Genomic DNA, 15,212 nt, shown 5'->3' with positions numbered 1-15,212 from the left:
CACGCGTCCTGCCGGGCGGTTAGCGGATCCGGTCTGCTTTGCCTTGTCGGCGCCATATCGCTAGGGTATTGCCGCCGCCATCGACCGGGATGTGCGACAAGGCTGCGCCGCGTGGCTTGCGGAAAATCGGGGACGGGGAAAGAATTAAGTGACTGAGCTGTTTAGCGAAATTGATGATGAGCTGCGCCGCGAGAAGGTCCAGAAGGTTTGGAGCCGCTATTCGGGACTGATCATTGCCGCTGCCGTCGTGATCATTGCTGCTGTTGGGGGCTGGCGTGGATATCAGTACCTCCAGGCCCAAAAGGCTGCCGAGGCCGGTGCGGCCTTCGAGGCGGCGGCGGTGCTGGCAGATCAAAACAAGCATGCCGAAGCCGAAGCGGCCTTCACGAAACTGGCGGCGGCCGCGCCACCCGGCTATCGCAATCTGTCGCGCCTTCGTGCTGCTGCCGAAGCCGTCAAGCGTGATCCCAAGGAGGCGGTCAAGCTCTATGATGCGATCGCAGCCGACAGCGGTTTCAGCGGCGTGGAGCGCGATCTCGCGCGGGTGCGCGCCGCCGGATTGCTGCTGGACACCGAGACCTACAACAACATGCTGCAGCGGCTGGAGCCAGCGGCCGCGCCCGAGGCGGCCTTCCGCCACACCGCGCGCGAACTGCTGGCGTTATCCGCCTGGCGCGCTAACGATGCGACGGCCGCCCGGAAATGGCTTGATGTGATCAGCGAGGACGGCCAGACACCGTCCGGCCTGCGAAGCCGCGCCGAAGCCTTGCAAGCCTTGCTGCCGCGGGTTGCGAAGAGCTGAGTAGATGTGCCGAACTCAAGTTTTGAACGAGAACTGTTTATGCGCCGCTCGCAACGCCTGATTGCTTCCGCTGTTCTGATCTCGCTGTGCGGCGCGCTGGCCGGTTGTGGCGGCGGCGGCCTGAGCAATTGGGATCCGTCCGATATGCTCGACTTCCTCGATACGAAGAAAAAGCTGCCGGGCAAGCGCGAGCCGGTTTTCCCTGAGGGTGTCCCGGGCATCGAGCAGGGCGTGCCGAAGGATCTCTACAAGAGCAACGTTGAGCAGCAACAGCAACAGGCGGCGGTTCCACCTGCTGCGGCATCGGAAGAGCCCAAACCGGCAAAGCGATCACGGGCAAAGGGTAAACCCGCTGACGCGGGCACTGCGGCTGCTGGTGGTGAGGAGGCTCCTGCGGATGACGGCAGCGCCGCCGCTGCTGCACCGCCGGCTGCCAAGCCGAAGCGGCTTGTCCATCGTCGAAGCACCTCGCTGCCCAAGGAGGAACCCGCGCCGCAGCAGCAGGCCGCGCCGCAGCAGCCCCAGCCGGATGCCTCGCCATTTCCGGCGCCAGTGCCCAGCGGCAGCTTCTCGCGCTGACAGCGGTATCGGCGCCGCCGAAACGCTGGTATTGAGACGCGGCCCCTGCTGGGCAGGGAACACCGATGTCCTTCACCATTGCAATCATAGGCCGACCTAATGTCGGCAAGTCGACCCTGTTCAACCGTCTGGTCGGACAGAAGCTCGCGCTGGTCGATGACAAACCGGGCGTGACACGCGATCGCCGCGAAGGACAGGCGCGGCTCGGTGATCTGGATTTCACGGTAATCGACACCGCCGGCCTGGATGAAGGTCCGCGCGGCTCGTTGACGGCGCGTATGCAGGAGCAGACCGAGGCTGCGATTGCAGCCGCCGATGCCCTGATGTTCGTATTCGATGCGCGCGCGGGCCTGACACCGACCGATCGTTCATTTGCCGATTTCGCGCGCCGTGCCAACAAGCCGGTCGTGCTCGTCGCCAATAAGAGCGAGGGTAGGCACGGCGAGGCCGGAGCGATGGAGTCCTACGCGCTCGGGCTTGGTGATCCCGTCGGCGTGTCCGCCGAGCACGGCGAGGGCCTGAGCGATCTTTATGACGCGTTGCGCGCCGTGATGCCGGAGCCAGCCGAAGAAACAGAGGAATTCGACGATGACGATATCATCGAGTCCGGGGATATCTCACAGCGCCCGATCCGTGTTGCGATTGTCGGACGCCCCAATGCCGGCAAATCGACACTGATCAATTATCTGCTTGGGGAAGAGCGACTGCTGACCAGCCCCGAAGCCGGGACCACGCGGGATTCCATTTCGGTCGAACTGGACTGGAAGGGTCGGGATTTCCGGATTTTCGACACCGCCGGGTTGCGGCGCAGGTCGCGGATCGAGGAGAAGCTCGAGAAACTGTCGGTTGCGGATACGTTGCGTGCCGTCAGGTTCGCCGAAGTCGTCGTGTTGATGATGGATGTGCAGAACAAATTCGAGGAGCAGGACCTCCGCATCGCCGATCTGATCGAGCGCGAGGGTCGCGCCCTCGTGATCGCCGTCAACAAGTGGGATTTGGTGGATCGCGGGTCGAGCCGGATCGCGTCGCTGCGTACCGATGCCGATCACCTGCTGCCGCAGGTCAAGGGCGCGCCGATTGTCGCGGTTTCCGGCCAGACGGGTGTTGGGATCGACGGCCTGATGACGGCAATCCAAAACGCCTACGCCGTCTGGAACCGCCGCGTGCCGACCGCCGCGCTCAATCGCTGGTTCGAGCAGGCGGTCGATGCCAACCCGCCGCCAGCGGTCTCGGGTCGGCGATTGAAACTCAACTATGCAACCCAGGCCAAGGCGCGGCCGCCGAGTTTCATTGTGTTCTGTTCGCGGGCGGACGCGGTTCCGGAATCCTATCTGCGCTATCTCGTCAACAGCCTGCGCGGCTTTTTCGACCTGCCCGGCACGCCGATCCGCATCACGCTTCGCGAAAAGGCCAATCCGTTTGCGCATAAGCGCAAGCGCAAGTCGTGAGCGCGTATTCCGGAGAAGTGGATCAACGGTTCTGCGCACGCTGCAGAAGCTGCGCCCTGTAGTTCTCCAACAATTCGGCGGCCAACTCAGCCGGAATCCGGCGAGCGCCGTCGGCATTTTCGTTTGAGGGCGAGTTCTTGAGGGTAAAGGCGCGTATCACGCGTTCGACAAGGGGTTGCATCGACAGCTCCTGACCCGGCTGAGACCATCCATCGCGCATGAAATTCCAGTCATTTGTGAGGCGGCCGCCCAAACGGTTCAATACGACCGTGCTGGCGGAATCCTACCGATGGTCGCCAATCGTCGAGCGCGCCTATAGCGTTTTTGAACGAAGCGGATACCGGTTCGCGTGAAGAAAACGCGTCAAATCAAGATCATGGCCCAAGCTTCTGATTCCATCAGAAGCGGATCCCTATACAAAGATCAGGCCGACGGCGGCTCGAAGCTCATCACCTCACGGCTCTTGTAGTCGTAAAGTTTGCCAGTCTCGCTCCAGGATGGCAGGCACATCGGCATGATGAAATCCGCAACCTGTTCCGGCGTGTCGAGCGTCGTCGGGTCCTCGCCGGGGAACACTATGGCGCGCATCCGGGTCCGGATCGGTCCCGGATCGAACAGGTTGATGCGGAGCGGAGTCGAGGCGGTCTCGTTTGCCCAGCATCGCACCAGCGTATCCAGCGCGGCCTTCGAGGCCGCATAGGGACCGCGATAGGCGTTGGCGTGGCCAGCGGCGTCAGAGGTGACGAACACCGCGCGTCCGGCGTCCGATTGCTGCAGCAGCGGCTCCATGCAGCGGATCAGTTGAAAATTCGCCGTGACGTTGATCGCAATCACGTCCTGCCATGGCTTCATCTCGATGTGGCCGAGCGGCGAGGACGGGCCGGCGATGCCGGCGTTGCCGATAAGAATATCCAGCTTGCCGTGGCGCTCGTTCAGGGCGGCGCCGAGCCGGGCGATGCCGTCGAAGTCCGTGAGGTTGAGCGGCACCAGCGTCGCGCTGCCGCCGTCCTTGCGGATGTCGTCGTCGAGCTCTTCGAGCCCTCCTTGCGTACGCGCCACGGCGATCACATGCGCGCCGGCTTTTGCGAGCGCCCGCGCGGTGGCATAGCCGATGCCGCGAGAGGCGCCGGTTACGAGCGCGATGCGGGAGGCGAGGGGAAGGGTCATCGGTTATTCCGGGTCAACATATTCAGCCGTCATACGCAGGCTAAAGCGCGAAGCGCGCCTTCGCGCAGATGATCCGCGTATCCATCATGCTTCGCACTTTTTTAGATGAATCGCCGGGTCAAGTCCGGCGACGACGAATGTCAGCTCGCTTCCGCGAGCAGCGACAACTGATGCGGCTGCGGTTCCACGTCGGTATGGTCGGTGAGGGTGGTCGGATAGGCGCCGGTAAAACAGTGATCGGAATATTTCGGGTTCGCGGCGTCGCGTCCCGGCTCGCCCATGGCGCGGTACAGCCCGTCGATGGAGAGGAAGGCCAGCGAATCCGCGCCGATGATGTCGCGCATCTGCTCGAGGCTGTGGGTCGCGGCCAGCAGGCTGCTGCGGTCCGGCAGGTCAATGCCGTAGTAATCGGGATGGATGATCGGCGGCGAGGCGAGGCGGAAGTGCACCTCCGTGGCGCCGGCGTCGCGCATCATGCGCACGATCTTCTTCGAGGTGGTGCCGCGCACCAGCGAGTCGTCGATCAGGACGATGCGTTTGCCCTCAATCGCGGCGCGGTTGGCCGAATGCTTCATGCGCACGCCGAGTTCGCGGACGCTTTGGGCCGGCTGGATGAAGGTGCGGCCGACATAGTGGTTTCGGATGATCCCGAGTTCGTACGGCACGCCGGAGAACTGGCTGTAGCCGAGGGCGGCAGGCACGCCGGAATCGGGCACCGGCACCACGACATCCACCTCCGCGTGACTCTCGCGGGCCAGTTGCGCACCGAACGCCTTGCGGACTTCGTAGACCGAGCGGCCGCCGACGATCGAATCCGGCCTGGAGAAATAGATGTATTCGAAGATGCAGGGCCGCGGCGGCATCGGCGGAAAAGGTTTGTGGATTTCGGTCTGAATGGTCCCGTCCTTGCGATGGAACACGATGACTTCGCCGGGTTCGATATCGCGGACATATTTCGCGCTGATGATGTCGAGCGCGCAGGTTTCCGAGGCGAGAATCGGGTAGCCATCGAGTTCGCCGAGAACGAGCGGACGGATGCCACGTGGATCGCGCGCGCCGACCAGCTTCTTGTTGGTCAGCGACACCAGCGCGTAGGCGCCCTCGAGAGCTCGGAGGGCCTCGATATAGCGCTCAATGAAACGGCCGCGCCGGGACTGCGCCACCAGATGCAGGATGGCCTCGGTGTCAGTGGTCGATTGCATCAGGGCGCCGTGGCCTACCAGTTCGCGCCGTAGCGTCAGCCCGTTGGTGAGGTTGCCGTTGTGAGCGACCGCGAAGCCACCGGCGTTGAGCTCGGCGAACAGCGGCTGCACGTTACGCAGGATGGTGCCGCCGGTGGTCGAGTAGCGGGTGTGGCCGATGGCGGCGCTGCCGGGGAGACGTTCGATCACCTCGCGGCGAGAGAAGGTGTCGCCGACGAGGCCGAGGCGGCGTTCGGAGTGGAAGCGATGGCCGTCGAAGGTCACGATGCCGGCGGCTTCCTGGCCGCGATGCTGGAGAGCGTGAAGACCCAGCGCGGTAATGGCGGCGGCGTCGGGGTGGCCGAAGATGCCGAAAACGCCGCATTCCTCGCGGAGCGAGTCGCCGTTGAGATCGAAATCCAGGTCGGAGTCCGGTTCGGGCGCTAGAGCGTCGCTGGAAAGGCTCTGCTGACAGTCCATTACGCCTCGCTAGTGTTCCGCCGGTTTGCCGTCGATCAGCTTTTTCAGGCCGTCTCGGGCAGGTTTGGAATAGCCGTCGGAGCCGGGGGAAGCAGGTTCCGTATCCGATTGATCTGCGTCGGGCTTATTCTTCTTGAGTTTGTTTAAGATGGTGTTCTCAGGATCGTCCGGCAAGAGTGACTGCAGCCAGACGCCGGTGGAATTGAGCACCGTGAGCGACTTCGCGCCCGTGACCCAGTCCGGTCGCTGCTTGTCCGGAACCAGCCAGGTAAAGAACAGAAAGGCAACGACGACGATCAGCAGGCCTCGAGCCAGCCCGAACAGGAAACCCAGGGTGCGGTCGAGCGCACCGATCCGGGAATCGAGGACCATGTCGGAAATGCGTGTCGTGATGATAGAAATCACGATCAGAGTGCCGATGAAAACGCCGCCGATCACGGCCGCGGAGGCAACTGTGTCGTTGTTGAAATAGGTCTTGGCGAAGGGCAGGAGCTTCTGGAACGAGTAGAGCGTGGCCAGCGCGGCTATACCCCATGAGGCGATCGACAGGATTTCGCGCATGAAGCCGCGAATCATCGCCAGCAGGCCCGAAATCAGCATCACGGCGAGCAGAACGAGGTCGAGGATGGTTATCGGCATCGGCTGGTCAGGTCCGCTCGTAAATCAGAAACCGAATCGGCATCTCACTGCCGGTCCAGTTGACGGTCATATGACACGTGTCTCGTCAGCCTTGCGGCCGCGCCGAATGTATAGCGGCGGCTGGTCGCGAGGTCACGCCGCTTTAGCCATCCTGACGACGGAATCGGGCGGGTGTGGCATTTTTCTCCGGATCGGCGGCCTTGCCGGAGCGGCTTTGTCCGCGCGCGGCGATATCCGCCACCAGCGTGGTCAGTCCGCCGACGGTATTCAACACGAGGCCGGCATCACCGCCGATGTCGCCGCGAGCCGATTCCGGCAGCACGGCGCGTCCGAATCCGAGCTTGGCGGCTTCTTTCAGCCGCGCCGAGGTTTGCGCCACCGGCCTGACCGCGCCGGACAGCGAGATCTCGCCGAAATAGACGGCGTCGGTGGGCAGCTGGGCATTTGTCAGCGAGGACACCAGCGCTGCCGCTGCGGCAAGATCGGCGGCCGGCTCGTTGATGCGCAAGCCGCCCGCGACATTGAAATAAACGTCGTACCCCGACAGCTTGACTCCGCAATGAGCTTCGAGAACTGCCAGCACCATGGAGAGCCTGCTCGAATCCCAGCCGACAACGGCGCGCCGCGGCGTGCCGAGCGTGGTCGGCGCCACCAGCGCCTGCAATTCCACCAGCACCGGCCGGGTGCCCTCGATGCCCGCAAACACCGCAGTGCCCGGACTACCGAGATCGCGTTCCGACAGAAACAATTCGGACGGATTGGAGACCTCGCGCAAGCCGAGCCCGGTCATCTCGAACACGCCGATCTCGTCGGTGGGACCGAAGCGGTTCTTCACCGCGCGCAGGATGCGGAACTGCTGCGAGCCTTCGCCTTCGAACGACAGCACGGCGTCGACCATGTGCTCGACCACGCGGGGGCCGGCGATCTGGCCATCCTTGGTGACGTGACCGACCAGGATCAGCGCCGCCCCGGATTTCTTGGCGAAGCGAATCAGCGCCTGCGCCGAGGCGCGTACCTGCGTCACGGTTCCCGGCGCGGATTCCACGGTATCGGTCCACATGGTCTGGATCGAGTCGATCACCACCAGCCGCGGCACCGTGCCTTCGGACAAGGTGGCGACGATATCCTCGACCGAGGTTTCCGCGGCCAGTTGCACCGGCGCGTCGGCAAGCCCGAGTCGTTCGGCGCGCAATCGTACCTGTGCGACCGCTTCCTCACCGGAGATATAGACGGCGCGATGGCCGGCGCGGGCGAGCAGGCTGGTCGCTTGCGTGAGCAGCGTCGATTTGCCGATGCCGGGGTCGCCGCCGACCAGCAGCACCGAGCCGCGGACAAAGCCGCCGCCGGTAACGCGATCGAGCTCAGTCATGCCGGAGGGCAGACGCGGCGCATCCTGCGTCTTGCCCGTCAGCGTTTCCAGTGTGAACAGTCGACCCTTGCGCTTGGAGCGGATGCTGACCGGCATCGTCGTCGCGCCCGTCGTGTCCTCCTCGGCCAGCGTATTCCATTCGCCGCAGGACTCGCACTTGCCCTGCCAGCGATTATACGCCGCGCCGCAGTTCTGGCAGACGAAGGAGAGCACGGATTTGGCCATTTTCAACGATCGGGTTCGGCGCAGGGTTCACGACTCGGCGGGACCGCCCTTGTAGGTTCGGTTGTAGCGGCCACCCAGGCTCGTCAGCACTTCGTAACCGATGGTGCCGAAATGGTGCGCAAGTTCGTCCACGGTGATGCCTTCGCCGATCAGCGTCGCGAGGTGGCCGCGCCGCACCGCATTGTTCGGTAGATCGGTGATGTCGACCGCCAACAGATCCATGGAAATGCGGCCCGCCACCGGGCATCGCGTTCCAGCCACAATGACGTCGGCGCCGCGGGTGCCATCATTGCTGCCGCCGGCGCGGAAATAACCGTCGGCGTATCCTGCCGAGACGATGGCAAGCCGGGTCAGCCGCCGTGCGGTCCAGGTCGCGCCGTAGCCGACGCTTTCACCCTTGTCGATCGACCTGATCTGCACGATCCGGGCTTTCAGCTCGACCACCGGCTGCATCGGATTGTCGGCTTCCGGCGTGGGGTTGACGCCATAAAGCGCGGCGCCCGGACGCACCATCTCGAACGGATATTGCGGCCCGAGGAAAATGCCGGACGAGTTCGCCAGCGAGGCGGGAACGCCGGAGAACTGGCTGGCGATCTCCCGAAATGCCGCGACCTGTCTGGCATTGAGCGGATGATGGAGGCTTTCGGCGCAGGCGAGGTGACTCATCACCAGCGTGATGCCGTGATCGCCGGAGTCGATCCTTGGAACGAGCGCTTGCGCCTCGTCCAGCGTGAGGCCGAGGCGGTTCATGCCGGTGTCGATGTGGATGGCCGCGCCGCCCGCCCAGCCAGTGCGGCGGCAGAACGCGTCCCATTCCGCGAGTTCGTTGAGATCGCCGATCACCGGCCGGCAATTGATTTCGGCGAAGGCGTCGCTGCAATTCTGAAAGAGGCCGTCCAGCACATAGAGGTCGGCGGAGGGGGCCGTGGCGCGGACGACGCGCGCCTCGTCGAGCGTTGCGACGAAAAATGTTTTGCATCCGGCCGCGCTCAGCGCGCGCACCACGGGCCGCGCCCCGCAGCCGTAGGCGTCGGCCTTGACCACGCCGGCGCATTCGGCGGGCAAGGCGGTCTTTTCGAGCTTGCGCCAGTTGGCAACGATGGCATCGAGATTGACGGTAAGGGTGCCGATTGCCGCAGCAGCCGAAAAGGCCGCGTTAGCATCGGTCGGCAGTCTGCTGGATGTCATTTTGGAATCGGGCACGAGATTCATGCCGCATGCTACGCTCGGCCGCCCGGCGGTTCAACCGCGCGAGCGGTGCGCTTAAACAGGCTGTAAATTAAATGCGCTCCGGCAGGTGACCATCGTGCGCGAGGTCGCTGAAGCGGGTGAACTGCCCTTCGAACTGCAGTTCGACGGTGCCGGTCGGCCCATGGCGCTGCTTGCCGATGATGACTTCGGCTTTGCCGTGCACCAGCGACATATCGAGCTGCCACTTCTCGTATTCCGGCGTGCCCGGCCGGGGTTCCTTGTTCTGAAGGTAATATTCCTCGCGGAAGACGAACATCACGACATCGGCGTCCTGTTCGATCGAACCGGATTCGCGGAGGTCTGAGAGCTGCGGGCGTTTGTCGTCGCGATTTTCGACCTGACGGGACAGTTGCGATAGCGCGATGATCGGGACATTCAATTCCTTCGCCAGCGCTTTCAGGCTGGTGGTGATCTCGGTGACTTCCTGCACCCGGTTGTCGCTGCGCTTGCCGCTACCCAGCAGAAGCTGGATGTAGTCGACGATCAGTACGTCGAGCCCCTTCTGACGTTTCAGGCGGCGGGCGCGCGCCGTCAGTTGTGAAATCGAGAGGCCGCCGGTCTCGTCGACGAAGAGCGGCAGGTGCTCTAGCTCGATAGTGTGATCGCGGATTTTTTCGAAATCGCTCTCGGTGATGCCGCCGCGGCGAATATTGCTGGAGGCGATGCTGGTCTGCTCGGCGAGAATACGCGTCGCCAGTTGCTCCGCCGACATTTCGCAGGAGAAGAAACCCACGATCCCGCCGTTGACGGTCTTCATCGTGCCGTCGGGCTGAAGCTCAGACTGATGAGCTTTGGCGATATTGTAGGCGATGTTGGTCGCAAGCGCGGTCTTTCCCATGCCCGGTCTGCCAGCAACGATAATCAAGTCGGATGACTGCAATCCGCCCATTTTCGAGTCGAGATCGCGCAGGCCCGTCGCGATGCCGGACAGCTTCCCGTCGCGGCGGTAGGCGTTGGCCGCCATGTCGAGCGCGGTCTTCATCGCTTGCGAGAATTTCTGGAAGCCGCCGTCATAGCGGCCTGATTCGGCCAGTTCGTAGAGTCGGCGCTCGGCATCCTCGATCTGTGCCCGTGGCGCGAGATCGACCGGCGCGTCGTAGGCGACGTTGACCATGTCTTCGCCGATGTGAATCAGGTCTCGGCGTAGCGCTTGCTCATAGATGGTGCGCCCATAATGCAGCGCGTTGATGATCGTGGTGGCTTCCGCCGCCAGACGGGCGAGGTACTGGCTTACGGTCATTCCGCCGATGTCGGTCTCGGCGGGAACGAAGGTCTTGACCGTGACGGGCGTCGCGACCTTGCCGGCGCGGATCAGGCTGCCCGCGGTCTCGTAGATGGTCCGATGGATCTGTTCGAAGAAGTGCTTCGGCTCGAGGAAATCCGAAACCCTGTAAAACGCGTCGTTGTTGACCAGAATGGCGCCGAGAAGACCCCGTTCCGCTTCGATGTTGTTCGGCGCGGTGCGGTAGGCTGGCGTCGCCGTATCAGGCGCAAGCTTCACGATGTTCGAATCAGCCATGGCTTTCGGATTCTGACCTGGATTTTTGGGATACAGCACGCATAAAGCGCCGCTCCGGCGGACAGCGAAAGCAATGCTGCACCCCTTATGCCCGATTCCCACATGATCTTGAATGAAACTTGAGTCGAAAGCGCATCGAACTTGACGGCAACCGGCGTTCGAATCGCTGACGGTGGTTTCTCATGTGATCCGGAACAAAAATGCGGTTGTTTGGTTGATTACTGTGAATCCAGCACGGGAAACTCGCAGAATGGCTCAGTTCCGCCAGTGCTATTGTGAAAGCAGCGAAACCGCCTGGCTGTCGATGTTGGTGGAAACGCTCGAAAAACTGTCCGTTCCGGAGGCGCGCGCCGTGCCCTGCGACGCAGGAGATTTGGTTGCCGCCAAGGCCCATCTCGCGCATTCAGCCAGTTTCACAGCCACCACTAATCGCACGGCGGCCTGATTTCTCCCCACCCGAATCGGCTCACTCGCCCGCGATCTGAAGCTGCGGACGTTGTTTTCGCTCAACGCCGCGCAGTTTGGCTTCGCCGAGCGGGATATAATCGCGCGTCATCGGCACGATGCCTTGCCGCTTCGCCATCTGGATCTGGAAATTCATCAGATTCTGCTTGCGGAACGACATTTCCGACGACGCCAAATAAAACTCCCACATTCGTGCGAATCGCTCGTCGTAAAGTCGCACGGCTTCTTCGCGTCGCGCCATGAAGCGCTCGCGCCACGCCTTTAGCGTGTCCGCGTAGTGCAGACGCAGGATTTCGATGTCACAGACCAGAAGTCCGGCGCGCTCGATCGCAGGCAAGACTTCCGAGAGCGCAGGGATGTATCCGCCGGGGAAGATATACTTCGCGATCCAGGGGTTAGTGATGCCCGGGCCTTCCGAACGGCCGATCGAATGCAGCAGCATCACGCCGTCGGTGTCGAGCAGCTCGGCGCAGCGCTTGAAAAAGGTATCGTAGTGATCGACGCCGACATGCTCGAACATGCCGACCGACACGACGCGGTCGAACGGTCCGGGAATGTCGCGATAATCCTGGAGCACGAATTTTGCCGACCGCGTCAGGTTTCGTTCGCCGGCGCGAGCGTTCGACACCTGAAGCTGTTCGGTTGATAGCGTGACCCCGGTGACATTGGCGCCGGTCATTTCCGCAAGATACAGGCTGAGGCCGCCCCAGCCTGAGCCGATATCGAGGACGCTGTGACCGCGCTCGACCAGAGTCTTGGCGGCGATGTGCCGCTTCTTTGCAAGCTGGGCGTCGTCCAGCGTCATGTCCGAGGTTTCGAAATACGCGCAACTGTATTGTTTGTCGGCATCGAGGAACAGCGAGTAGAGGCGACCGTCGAGGTCGTAATGGCGCGCGACGTTGTTTCTGGAACGCCCGCGGGGATTGAATTGTTGAATGTTGCGCACGAGATAGCGGAGCCACCATTGCAGCTTCGCCCAGCGCGGCATGATGTCGGGCTGGTCGAGGATGATCGCCAGGACGTCGGCAATCGACCCCCGTTCGACCAGCATTGTGCCGTCGGTATAGGCCTCGCCGAAAGACATTTCAGGATCGAGCAGAAGCTGGCGTGCGACTTCTTTCGTGGTCAGCCGCACCCGAACCGGGTCACCGGTTCCGTCGCCGCAGGTAAACGTCAGGCCGCTCGCGGTTATGAATGTGATCGAGCCGCGCTGAATAAACTGGTCCAGAAAAAACCGTAACAAACGGTCCATCGAAACCACCATCATCACGAGGACACGTTGGCACCCGTGGCTCTGGGGCTGGCGCCCAAGTTCCGTTGAAATAATAATACCGCAGAAACCGGTCCACCAATGCTCAGACCGCAGGGCGGCTATCCGGAATTGTGGATCACGCGGTTGCGTTGGCTGTGCGGCTTCCATTCGCAGCATAATTGGCTAAAAGGTGGGCCGCCGCGGCCGCGGCAATTTCCGCACCCGGAGGATGGGTATGTTGAGCCGAGCGCTCAGTCTAGCGACGGTGATGTTTGCGATCGTCGGTTTCGCAGCAAATTGCGCGCACGCGCAAAATCTCGAGGCGGGAAAGTCTGCTGCCCAGATCTTTTCGGGGAACTGTACCGCCTGCCACAAAGGCGCTCGCGGATTGCTCAGGTCGGTAGCGCCGGGATCGCTGCCGGCCTTTCTGCGCCAGCATTATACCACTGGCCCCGACATGGCCAAGATGCTCAGCGCCTATCTGATTTCCAACGGTGCGACCGACGAGCGCTACAGGGCAGAGACACCCAGGCGACAGCCAGGTGATCTCAAACCGGAGCCCGAGCGTGCCGAGCGACAGGGCAGGAGGCTGCCGTCCCAGGAAGCGGTGCGGCCAGATGCGGACGTCTCCGCGCAGGATGAGCCGCTGGGCCGCAAGGATCGCCATCGCAAGCGCATTGCGCGACCGGACAATGAGAATCCGGAGGCTGCGCGGCCAACCTCGGAAGAGGCGGCCAGCGAGCACGACAGGCGGAAGCATGGGGACAAGAAAAAGCTGAGCAGGCGCGGCAAGCAAGGGCCGGAAGAGTCGCCGAAAGCCGACTCCGCCAAACAGGAACCGTCCCAGGACAATACCTTAACGAAGCCGGAAACGGCGAAGACCGAACCATCCAGCGCGGAGCCCGCAAAGGGAGAGACAGCCAAGGACGAGAAGGCGGAATCTCCCAAGGCGGAAACCCCCAAGGAACAAGCAGTCGAGAAACAAGCTGGTCAGGAGCAAGGCATCAAGGCCGACGTGGCCAAGCCGGACGCGGTGAAGTCTGATCTGACCAAATCCGAGAGTGGCAACGCCGAGGCCGACAAAGCCGAAATGAGCAAACCCGACGCTGACAAATCTGAAGCCAAATCTGAAGCAGAAAAGTCCGAGACGGGCAGGTCCGAAAGCAGCAAGCCGGACAATGGTCCAGCCGAGGCTACAACCTCCGGTGATCCGAAGTCGGTACCGCTGCGCGCCGACCCGGTTCCTGCGGTGACGCCGGCTCCGAAGGTCGGCGAGGGCGATGCGAAGTTGCCGTCCGGGGCCGCGAGCTCCGCGCAGCCGCCAACTCCCACTGACTCTGTGGGGGCGCCGTCGCCGTCGACCTCCGTTGAATCGGCCAAACCGGCCGCGCCTGCGGCAGAGCCCGTTCCGCCTCCGCCGTCCGCCGCCTCATCCGCGCCGCCCGCTCCTGACGGAGCGCCGGTTCCGCCAGTTTCGCAATAGCGCCGTTCAAGAGTCTGATCCAACAATCAGACTCTCGCCTTATCCTTTTGAGTGGAGCACGATCTTATCCGAAAACCTTTTTCACTTTTCGAGGTCATGCTCTAGCAGTTTGCTGAAAAAGCCAAAATTGACCGCTTCGATGATCCTCGGAACGCCTCATCGCGATGATGTGTATTCGGCGGCGCGTTGCAGTCGTTGTCGTCCTGGCGACGACGCGGTTATGCCGTGACCAGTTTGGGAACGCGGATCAGGTTATAGGCGATCAAGTTGAGCATGAAGTCGGCGGCAACGCGGCAAATGCCACGATGTTTGGTCCTGCGCATCGTGCCGTGCTGCTTGCCCCAGCCGAAGATGCATTCGATCATCGCCCGGCGCGTCTGCGACATGCCATAGCCCTGATGGCGCGTGGTCCGTGCGTCGATAGCGCTCCGGCGGCGCCTGCCGGTCTTGCCCATGCCATTGTTCTGCGTCACATGCGGTGTGACGTCGATGGCGCGAAGATTGGCCACATGATCGGCCGTGTCATAAGCCTTGTCCGCACCGGCGGTAATGCGGCGACCCGCTTTCCTGCCTTCGGCCTCGAGCATTATCTCCGCGGCGCGGCGCTCGGCGGTGCCGCTCGCGTGCGTGACGATGCCGGCCACGGCCAGCCCATGCCGGTTCTCCATGGTGACGTGGCCCATGTAGCAGAGCCTGGCCTCGCGTCCGGCCGCCTTGCGGTAGAGCCGGCTGTCGGGATCGCTCGTGCTGACATGGGTGTCGTTCTTGCGCGTCTGACCGTGGAAGTTCGTGCCGTCGTCGCCATCGCGGCCATCCTTGGGACGAAAGCTCTTCTGTGACGCCCAGGCCTCGATCAACGTGCCGTCCACCGAGAAGTGCTCGTCCGAGAGCAGCGGCTCGACCTGAGGGTGTTTCAAAAGCCTGGTCATGAACTTCGTGAACACATCGCCGTTCTGCAGCCGCTCGCGGTTCTTCGTGAAGCTGGTCGGGTTCCAGACCGGATGGTCCGGCGACAGCCCCACGAACCAGCGATACAATAGATTGTAGTCCAACTGCTCCATCAATTGGCGCTCCGAGCGAATGCCGTAGAGCACCTGCAGAAGTAGCGCGCTGAGCAATTGCTCCGGCGCGATCGAGGGGCGCCCTTCACTTGAATAGAGCCTGGCAAAGCTACGGTTCAACTCGCCCAGCACATCACGGACCAGCGCCCGGATCTTCCTCAGCGGATGGTTCGGCGGCACCCGCGCCTCCGGCGAGATGTACGAAAACAACCCGCCCTGATCCACAAAGGCTCCGCGCATCCCAACCTCCACCGATTCACGATGAAAATCGAATCAGCAAATTCTCGCACG

Annotated in this window: 14 protein-coding genes; 5 read left to right on the top strand and 9 right to left on the bottom strand. The window is 62.7% G+C overall.

What is annotated here, in order from left to right; all coding sequences use genetic code 11:
• Window positions 1-148 precede the first annotated feature (148 nt).
• From ACSZOQ_RS09765 to der, 3 genes are all read left to right on the top strand, one after another.
• Window positions 149-802 carry a tetratricopeptide repeat protein gene (locus tag ACSZOQ_RS09765; RefSeq protein ID WP_439925805.1) on the top strand — a complete coding sequence of 218 codons (654 nt, stop codon included), beginning with the start codon at window positions 149-151 and terminating at the stop codon, window positions 800-802.
• 39 nt (window positions 803-841) lie between these two features.
• Entirely contained in the window at window positions 842-1,381 is a 540-nt protein-coding gene (locus ACSZOQ_RS09760; RefSeq protein WP_439925804.1) for a hypothetical protein, read from the top strand.
• Between the two features lie 65 nt (window positions 1,382-1,446).
• Window positions 1,447-2,829: a ribosome biogenesis GTPase Der gene (der, locus tag ACSZOQ_RS09755; RefSeq protein ID WP_439925803.1), complete on the top strand. Its 1,383-nt coding sequence runs from the start codon at window positions 1,447-1,449 to the stop codon at window positions 2,827-2,829.
• A 22-nt stretch (window positions 2,830-2,851) separates the two neighbouring features.
• Here the strand turns inward: der and ACSZOQ_RS09750 are convergent, their stop codons facing one another.
• The 7 genes from ACSZOQ_RS09750 to ACSZOQ_RS09720 all read right to left on the bottom strand — a co-directional run bounded on the left by ACSZOQ_RS09750 (window position 2,852) and on the right by ACSZOQ_RS09720 (window position 10,660).
• Window positions 2,852-3,010, bottom strand: a complete 159-nt coding sequence (locus tag ACSZOQ_RS09750; RefSeq protein WP_439925802.1) for a hypothetical protein — start codon at window positions 3,008-3,010, stop codon at window positions 2,852-2,854.
• A 242-nt stretch (window positions 3,011-3,252) separates the two neighbouring features.
• Window positions 3,253-3,996 carry an SDR family NAD(P)-dependent oxidoreductase gene (locus tag ACSZOQ_RS09745; RefSeq protein ID WP_439925801.1) on the bottom strand — a complete coding sequence of 248 codons (744 nt, stop codon included), beginning with the start codon at window positions 3,994-3,996 and terminating at the stop codon, window positions 3,253-3,255.
• A gap of 140 nt (window positions 3,997-4,136) precedes the next feature.
• Window positions 4,137-5,657 (bottom strand): amidophosphoribosyltransferase, encoded by a 1,521-nt coding sequence (purF, locus tag ACSZOQ_RS09740; protein ID WP_439925800.1) that lies wholly within the window; start codon window positions 5,655-5,657, stop codon window positions 4,137-4,139.
• Window positions 5,658-5,666: 9 nt separating this feature from the next.
• Window positions 5,667-6,296: a CvpA family protein gene (locus ACSZOQ_RS09735; RefSeq protein WP_439925799.1), complete on the bottom strand. Its 630-nt coding sequence runs from the start codon at window positions 6,294-6,296 to the stop codon at window positions 5,667-5,669.
• Window positions 6,297-6,438: 142 nt separating this feature from the next.
• Window positions 6,439-7,890, bottom strand: coding sequence for a DNA repair protein RadA (radA, locus tag ACSZOQ_RS09730; protein WP_439925798.1), 1,452 nt, complete (start codon window positions 7,888-7,890; stop codon window positions 6,439-6,441).
• Window positions 7,891-7,917: 27 nt separating this feature from the next.
• On the bottom strand, window positions 7,918-9,102 hold the full coding sequence (gene alr / locus ACSZOQ_RS09725) for an alanine racemase (RefSeq protein ID WP_439925797.1): 1,185 nt from the start codon (window positions 9,100-9,102) through the stop codon (window positions 7,918-7,920).
• Between the two features lie 67 nt (window positions 9,103-9,169).
• Window positions 9,170-10,660, bottom strand: a complete 1,491-nt coding sequence (locus ACSZOQ_RS09720; protein ID WP_439925796.1) for a replicative DNA helicase — start codon at window positions 10,658-10,660, stop codon at window positions 9,170-9,172.
• Window positions 10,661-10,910: 250 nt separating this feature from the next.
• On the opposite strand from ACSZOQ_RS09720, the gene ACSZOQ_RS09715 reads away from it, so the two are divergent.
• The gene (locus ACSZOQ_RS09715; protein WP_439925795.1) at window positions 10,911-11,105 is read left to right on the top strand and encodes a hypothetical protein; all 195 of its coding nucleotides are present in this window, start codon (window positions 10,911-10,913) and stop codon (window positions 11,103-11,105) included.
• 21 nt (window positions 11,106-11,126) lie between these two features.
• Here the strand turns inward: ACSZOQ_RS09715 and ACSZOQ_RS09710 are convergent, their stop codons facing one another.
• Window positions 11,127-12,377 (bottom strand): class I SAM-dependent methyltransferase, encoded by a 1,251-nt coding sequence (locus ACSZOQ_RS09710; protein ID WP_439925794.1) that lies wholly within the window; start codon window positions 12,375-12,377, stop codon window positions 11,127-11,129.
• 235 nt (window positions 12,378-12,612) lie between these two features.
• Here ACSZOQ_RS09710 and ACSZOQ_RS09705 point away from each other — a divergent pair, with 235 nt between their 5' ends.
• Window positions 12,613-13,860 (top strand): hypothetical protein, encoded by a 1,248-nt coding sequence (locus ACSZOQ_RS09705; protein WP_439925793.1) that lies wholly within the window; start codon window positions 12,613-12,615, stop codon window positions 13,858-13,860.
• A gap of 218 nt (window positions 13,861-14,078) precedes the next feature.
• Here ACSZOQ_RS09705 and ACSZOQ_RS09700 read toward each other — a convergent pair whose 3' ends face one another.
• The gene (locus ACSZOQ_RS09700; RefSeq protein ID WP_439922884.1) at window positions 14,079-15,161 is read right to left on the bottom strand and encodes an IS5 family transposase; all 1,083 of its coding nucleotides are present in this window, start codon (window positions 15,159-15,161) and stop codon (window positions 14,079-14,081) included.
• Between the last annotated feature and the right edge of the window lie 51 nt (window positions 15,162-15,212).

It is taken from the genome of Nitrobacter sp. JJSN, from assembly GCF_051912485.1.
Classification (GTDB): Bacteria; Pseudomonadota; Alphaproteobacteria; order Rhizobiales; family Xanthobacteraceae; genus Nitrobacter.
Note: the sequence above shows the minus strand (reverse complement) of the source record. Positions and strands in the feature narration are given on the sequence as shown.

What these genes read in the sequence shown, in the direction of transcription:
- ACSZOQ_RS09760 (WP_439925804.1), top strand. Translation starts at nt 842, where the DNA reads ATGCGCCGCTCGCAACGCCTGATTGCTTCCGCTGTTCTGATCTCGCTG.
- der (WP_439925803.1), top strand. Translation starts at nt 1,447, where the DNA reads ATGTCCTTCACCATTGCAATCATAGGCCGACCTAATGTCGGCAAGTCG.
- ACSZOQ_RS09750 (WP_439925802.1), bottom strand. Translation starts at nt 3,010, where the DNA reads ATGCAACCCCTTGTCGAACGCGTGATACGCGCCTTTACCCTCAAGAAC.
- ACSZOQ_RS09745 (WP_439925801.1), bottom strand. Translation starts at nt 3,996, where the DNA reads ATGACCCTTCCCCTCGCCTCCCGCATCGCGCTCGTAACCGGCGCCTCT.
- purF (WP_439925800.1), bottom strand. Translation starts at nt 5,657, where the DNA reads ATGGACTGTCAGCAGAGCCTTTCCAGCGACGCTCTAGCGCCCGAACCG.
- ACSZOQ_RS09735 (WP_439925799.1), bottom strand. Translation starts at nt 6,296, where the DNA reads ATGCCGATAACCATCCTCGACCTCGTTCTGCTCGCCGTGATGCTGATT.
- radA (WP_439925798.1), bottom strand. Translation starts at nt 7,890, where the DNA reads ATGGCCAAATCCGTGCTCTCCTTCGTCTGCCAGAACTGCGGCGCGGCG.
- alr (WP_439925797.1), bottom strand. Translation starts at nt 9,102, where the DNA reads ATGAATCTCGTGCCCGATTCCAAAATGACATCCAGCAGACTGCCGACC.
- ACSZOQ_RS09720 (WP_439925796.1), bottom strand. Translation starts at nt 10,660, where the DNA reads ATGGCTGATTCGAACATCGTGAAGCTTGCGCCTGATACGGCGACGCCA.
- ACSZOQ_RS09715 (WP_439925795.1), top strand. Translation starts at nt 10,911, where the DNA reads ATGGCTCAGTTCCGCCAGTGCTATTGTGAAAGCAGCGAAACCGCCTGG.
- ACSZOQ_RS09710 (WP_439925794.1), bottom strand. Translation starts at nt 12,377, where the DNA reads ATGGACCGTTTGTTACGGTTTTTTCTGGACCAGTTTATTCAGCGCGGC.
- ACSZOQ_RS09705 (WP_439925793.1), top strand. Translation starts at nt 12,613, where the DNA reads ATGTTGAGCCGAGCGCTCAGTCTAGCGACGGTGATGTTTGCGATCGTC.
- ACSZOQ_RS09700 (WP_439922884.1), bottom strand. Translation starts at nt 15,161, where the DNA reads ATGCGCGGAGCCTTTGTGGATCAGGGCGGGTTGTTTTCGTACATCTCG.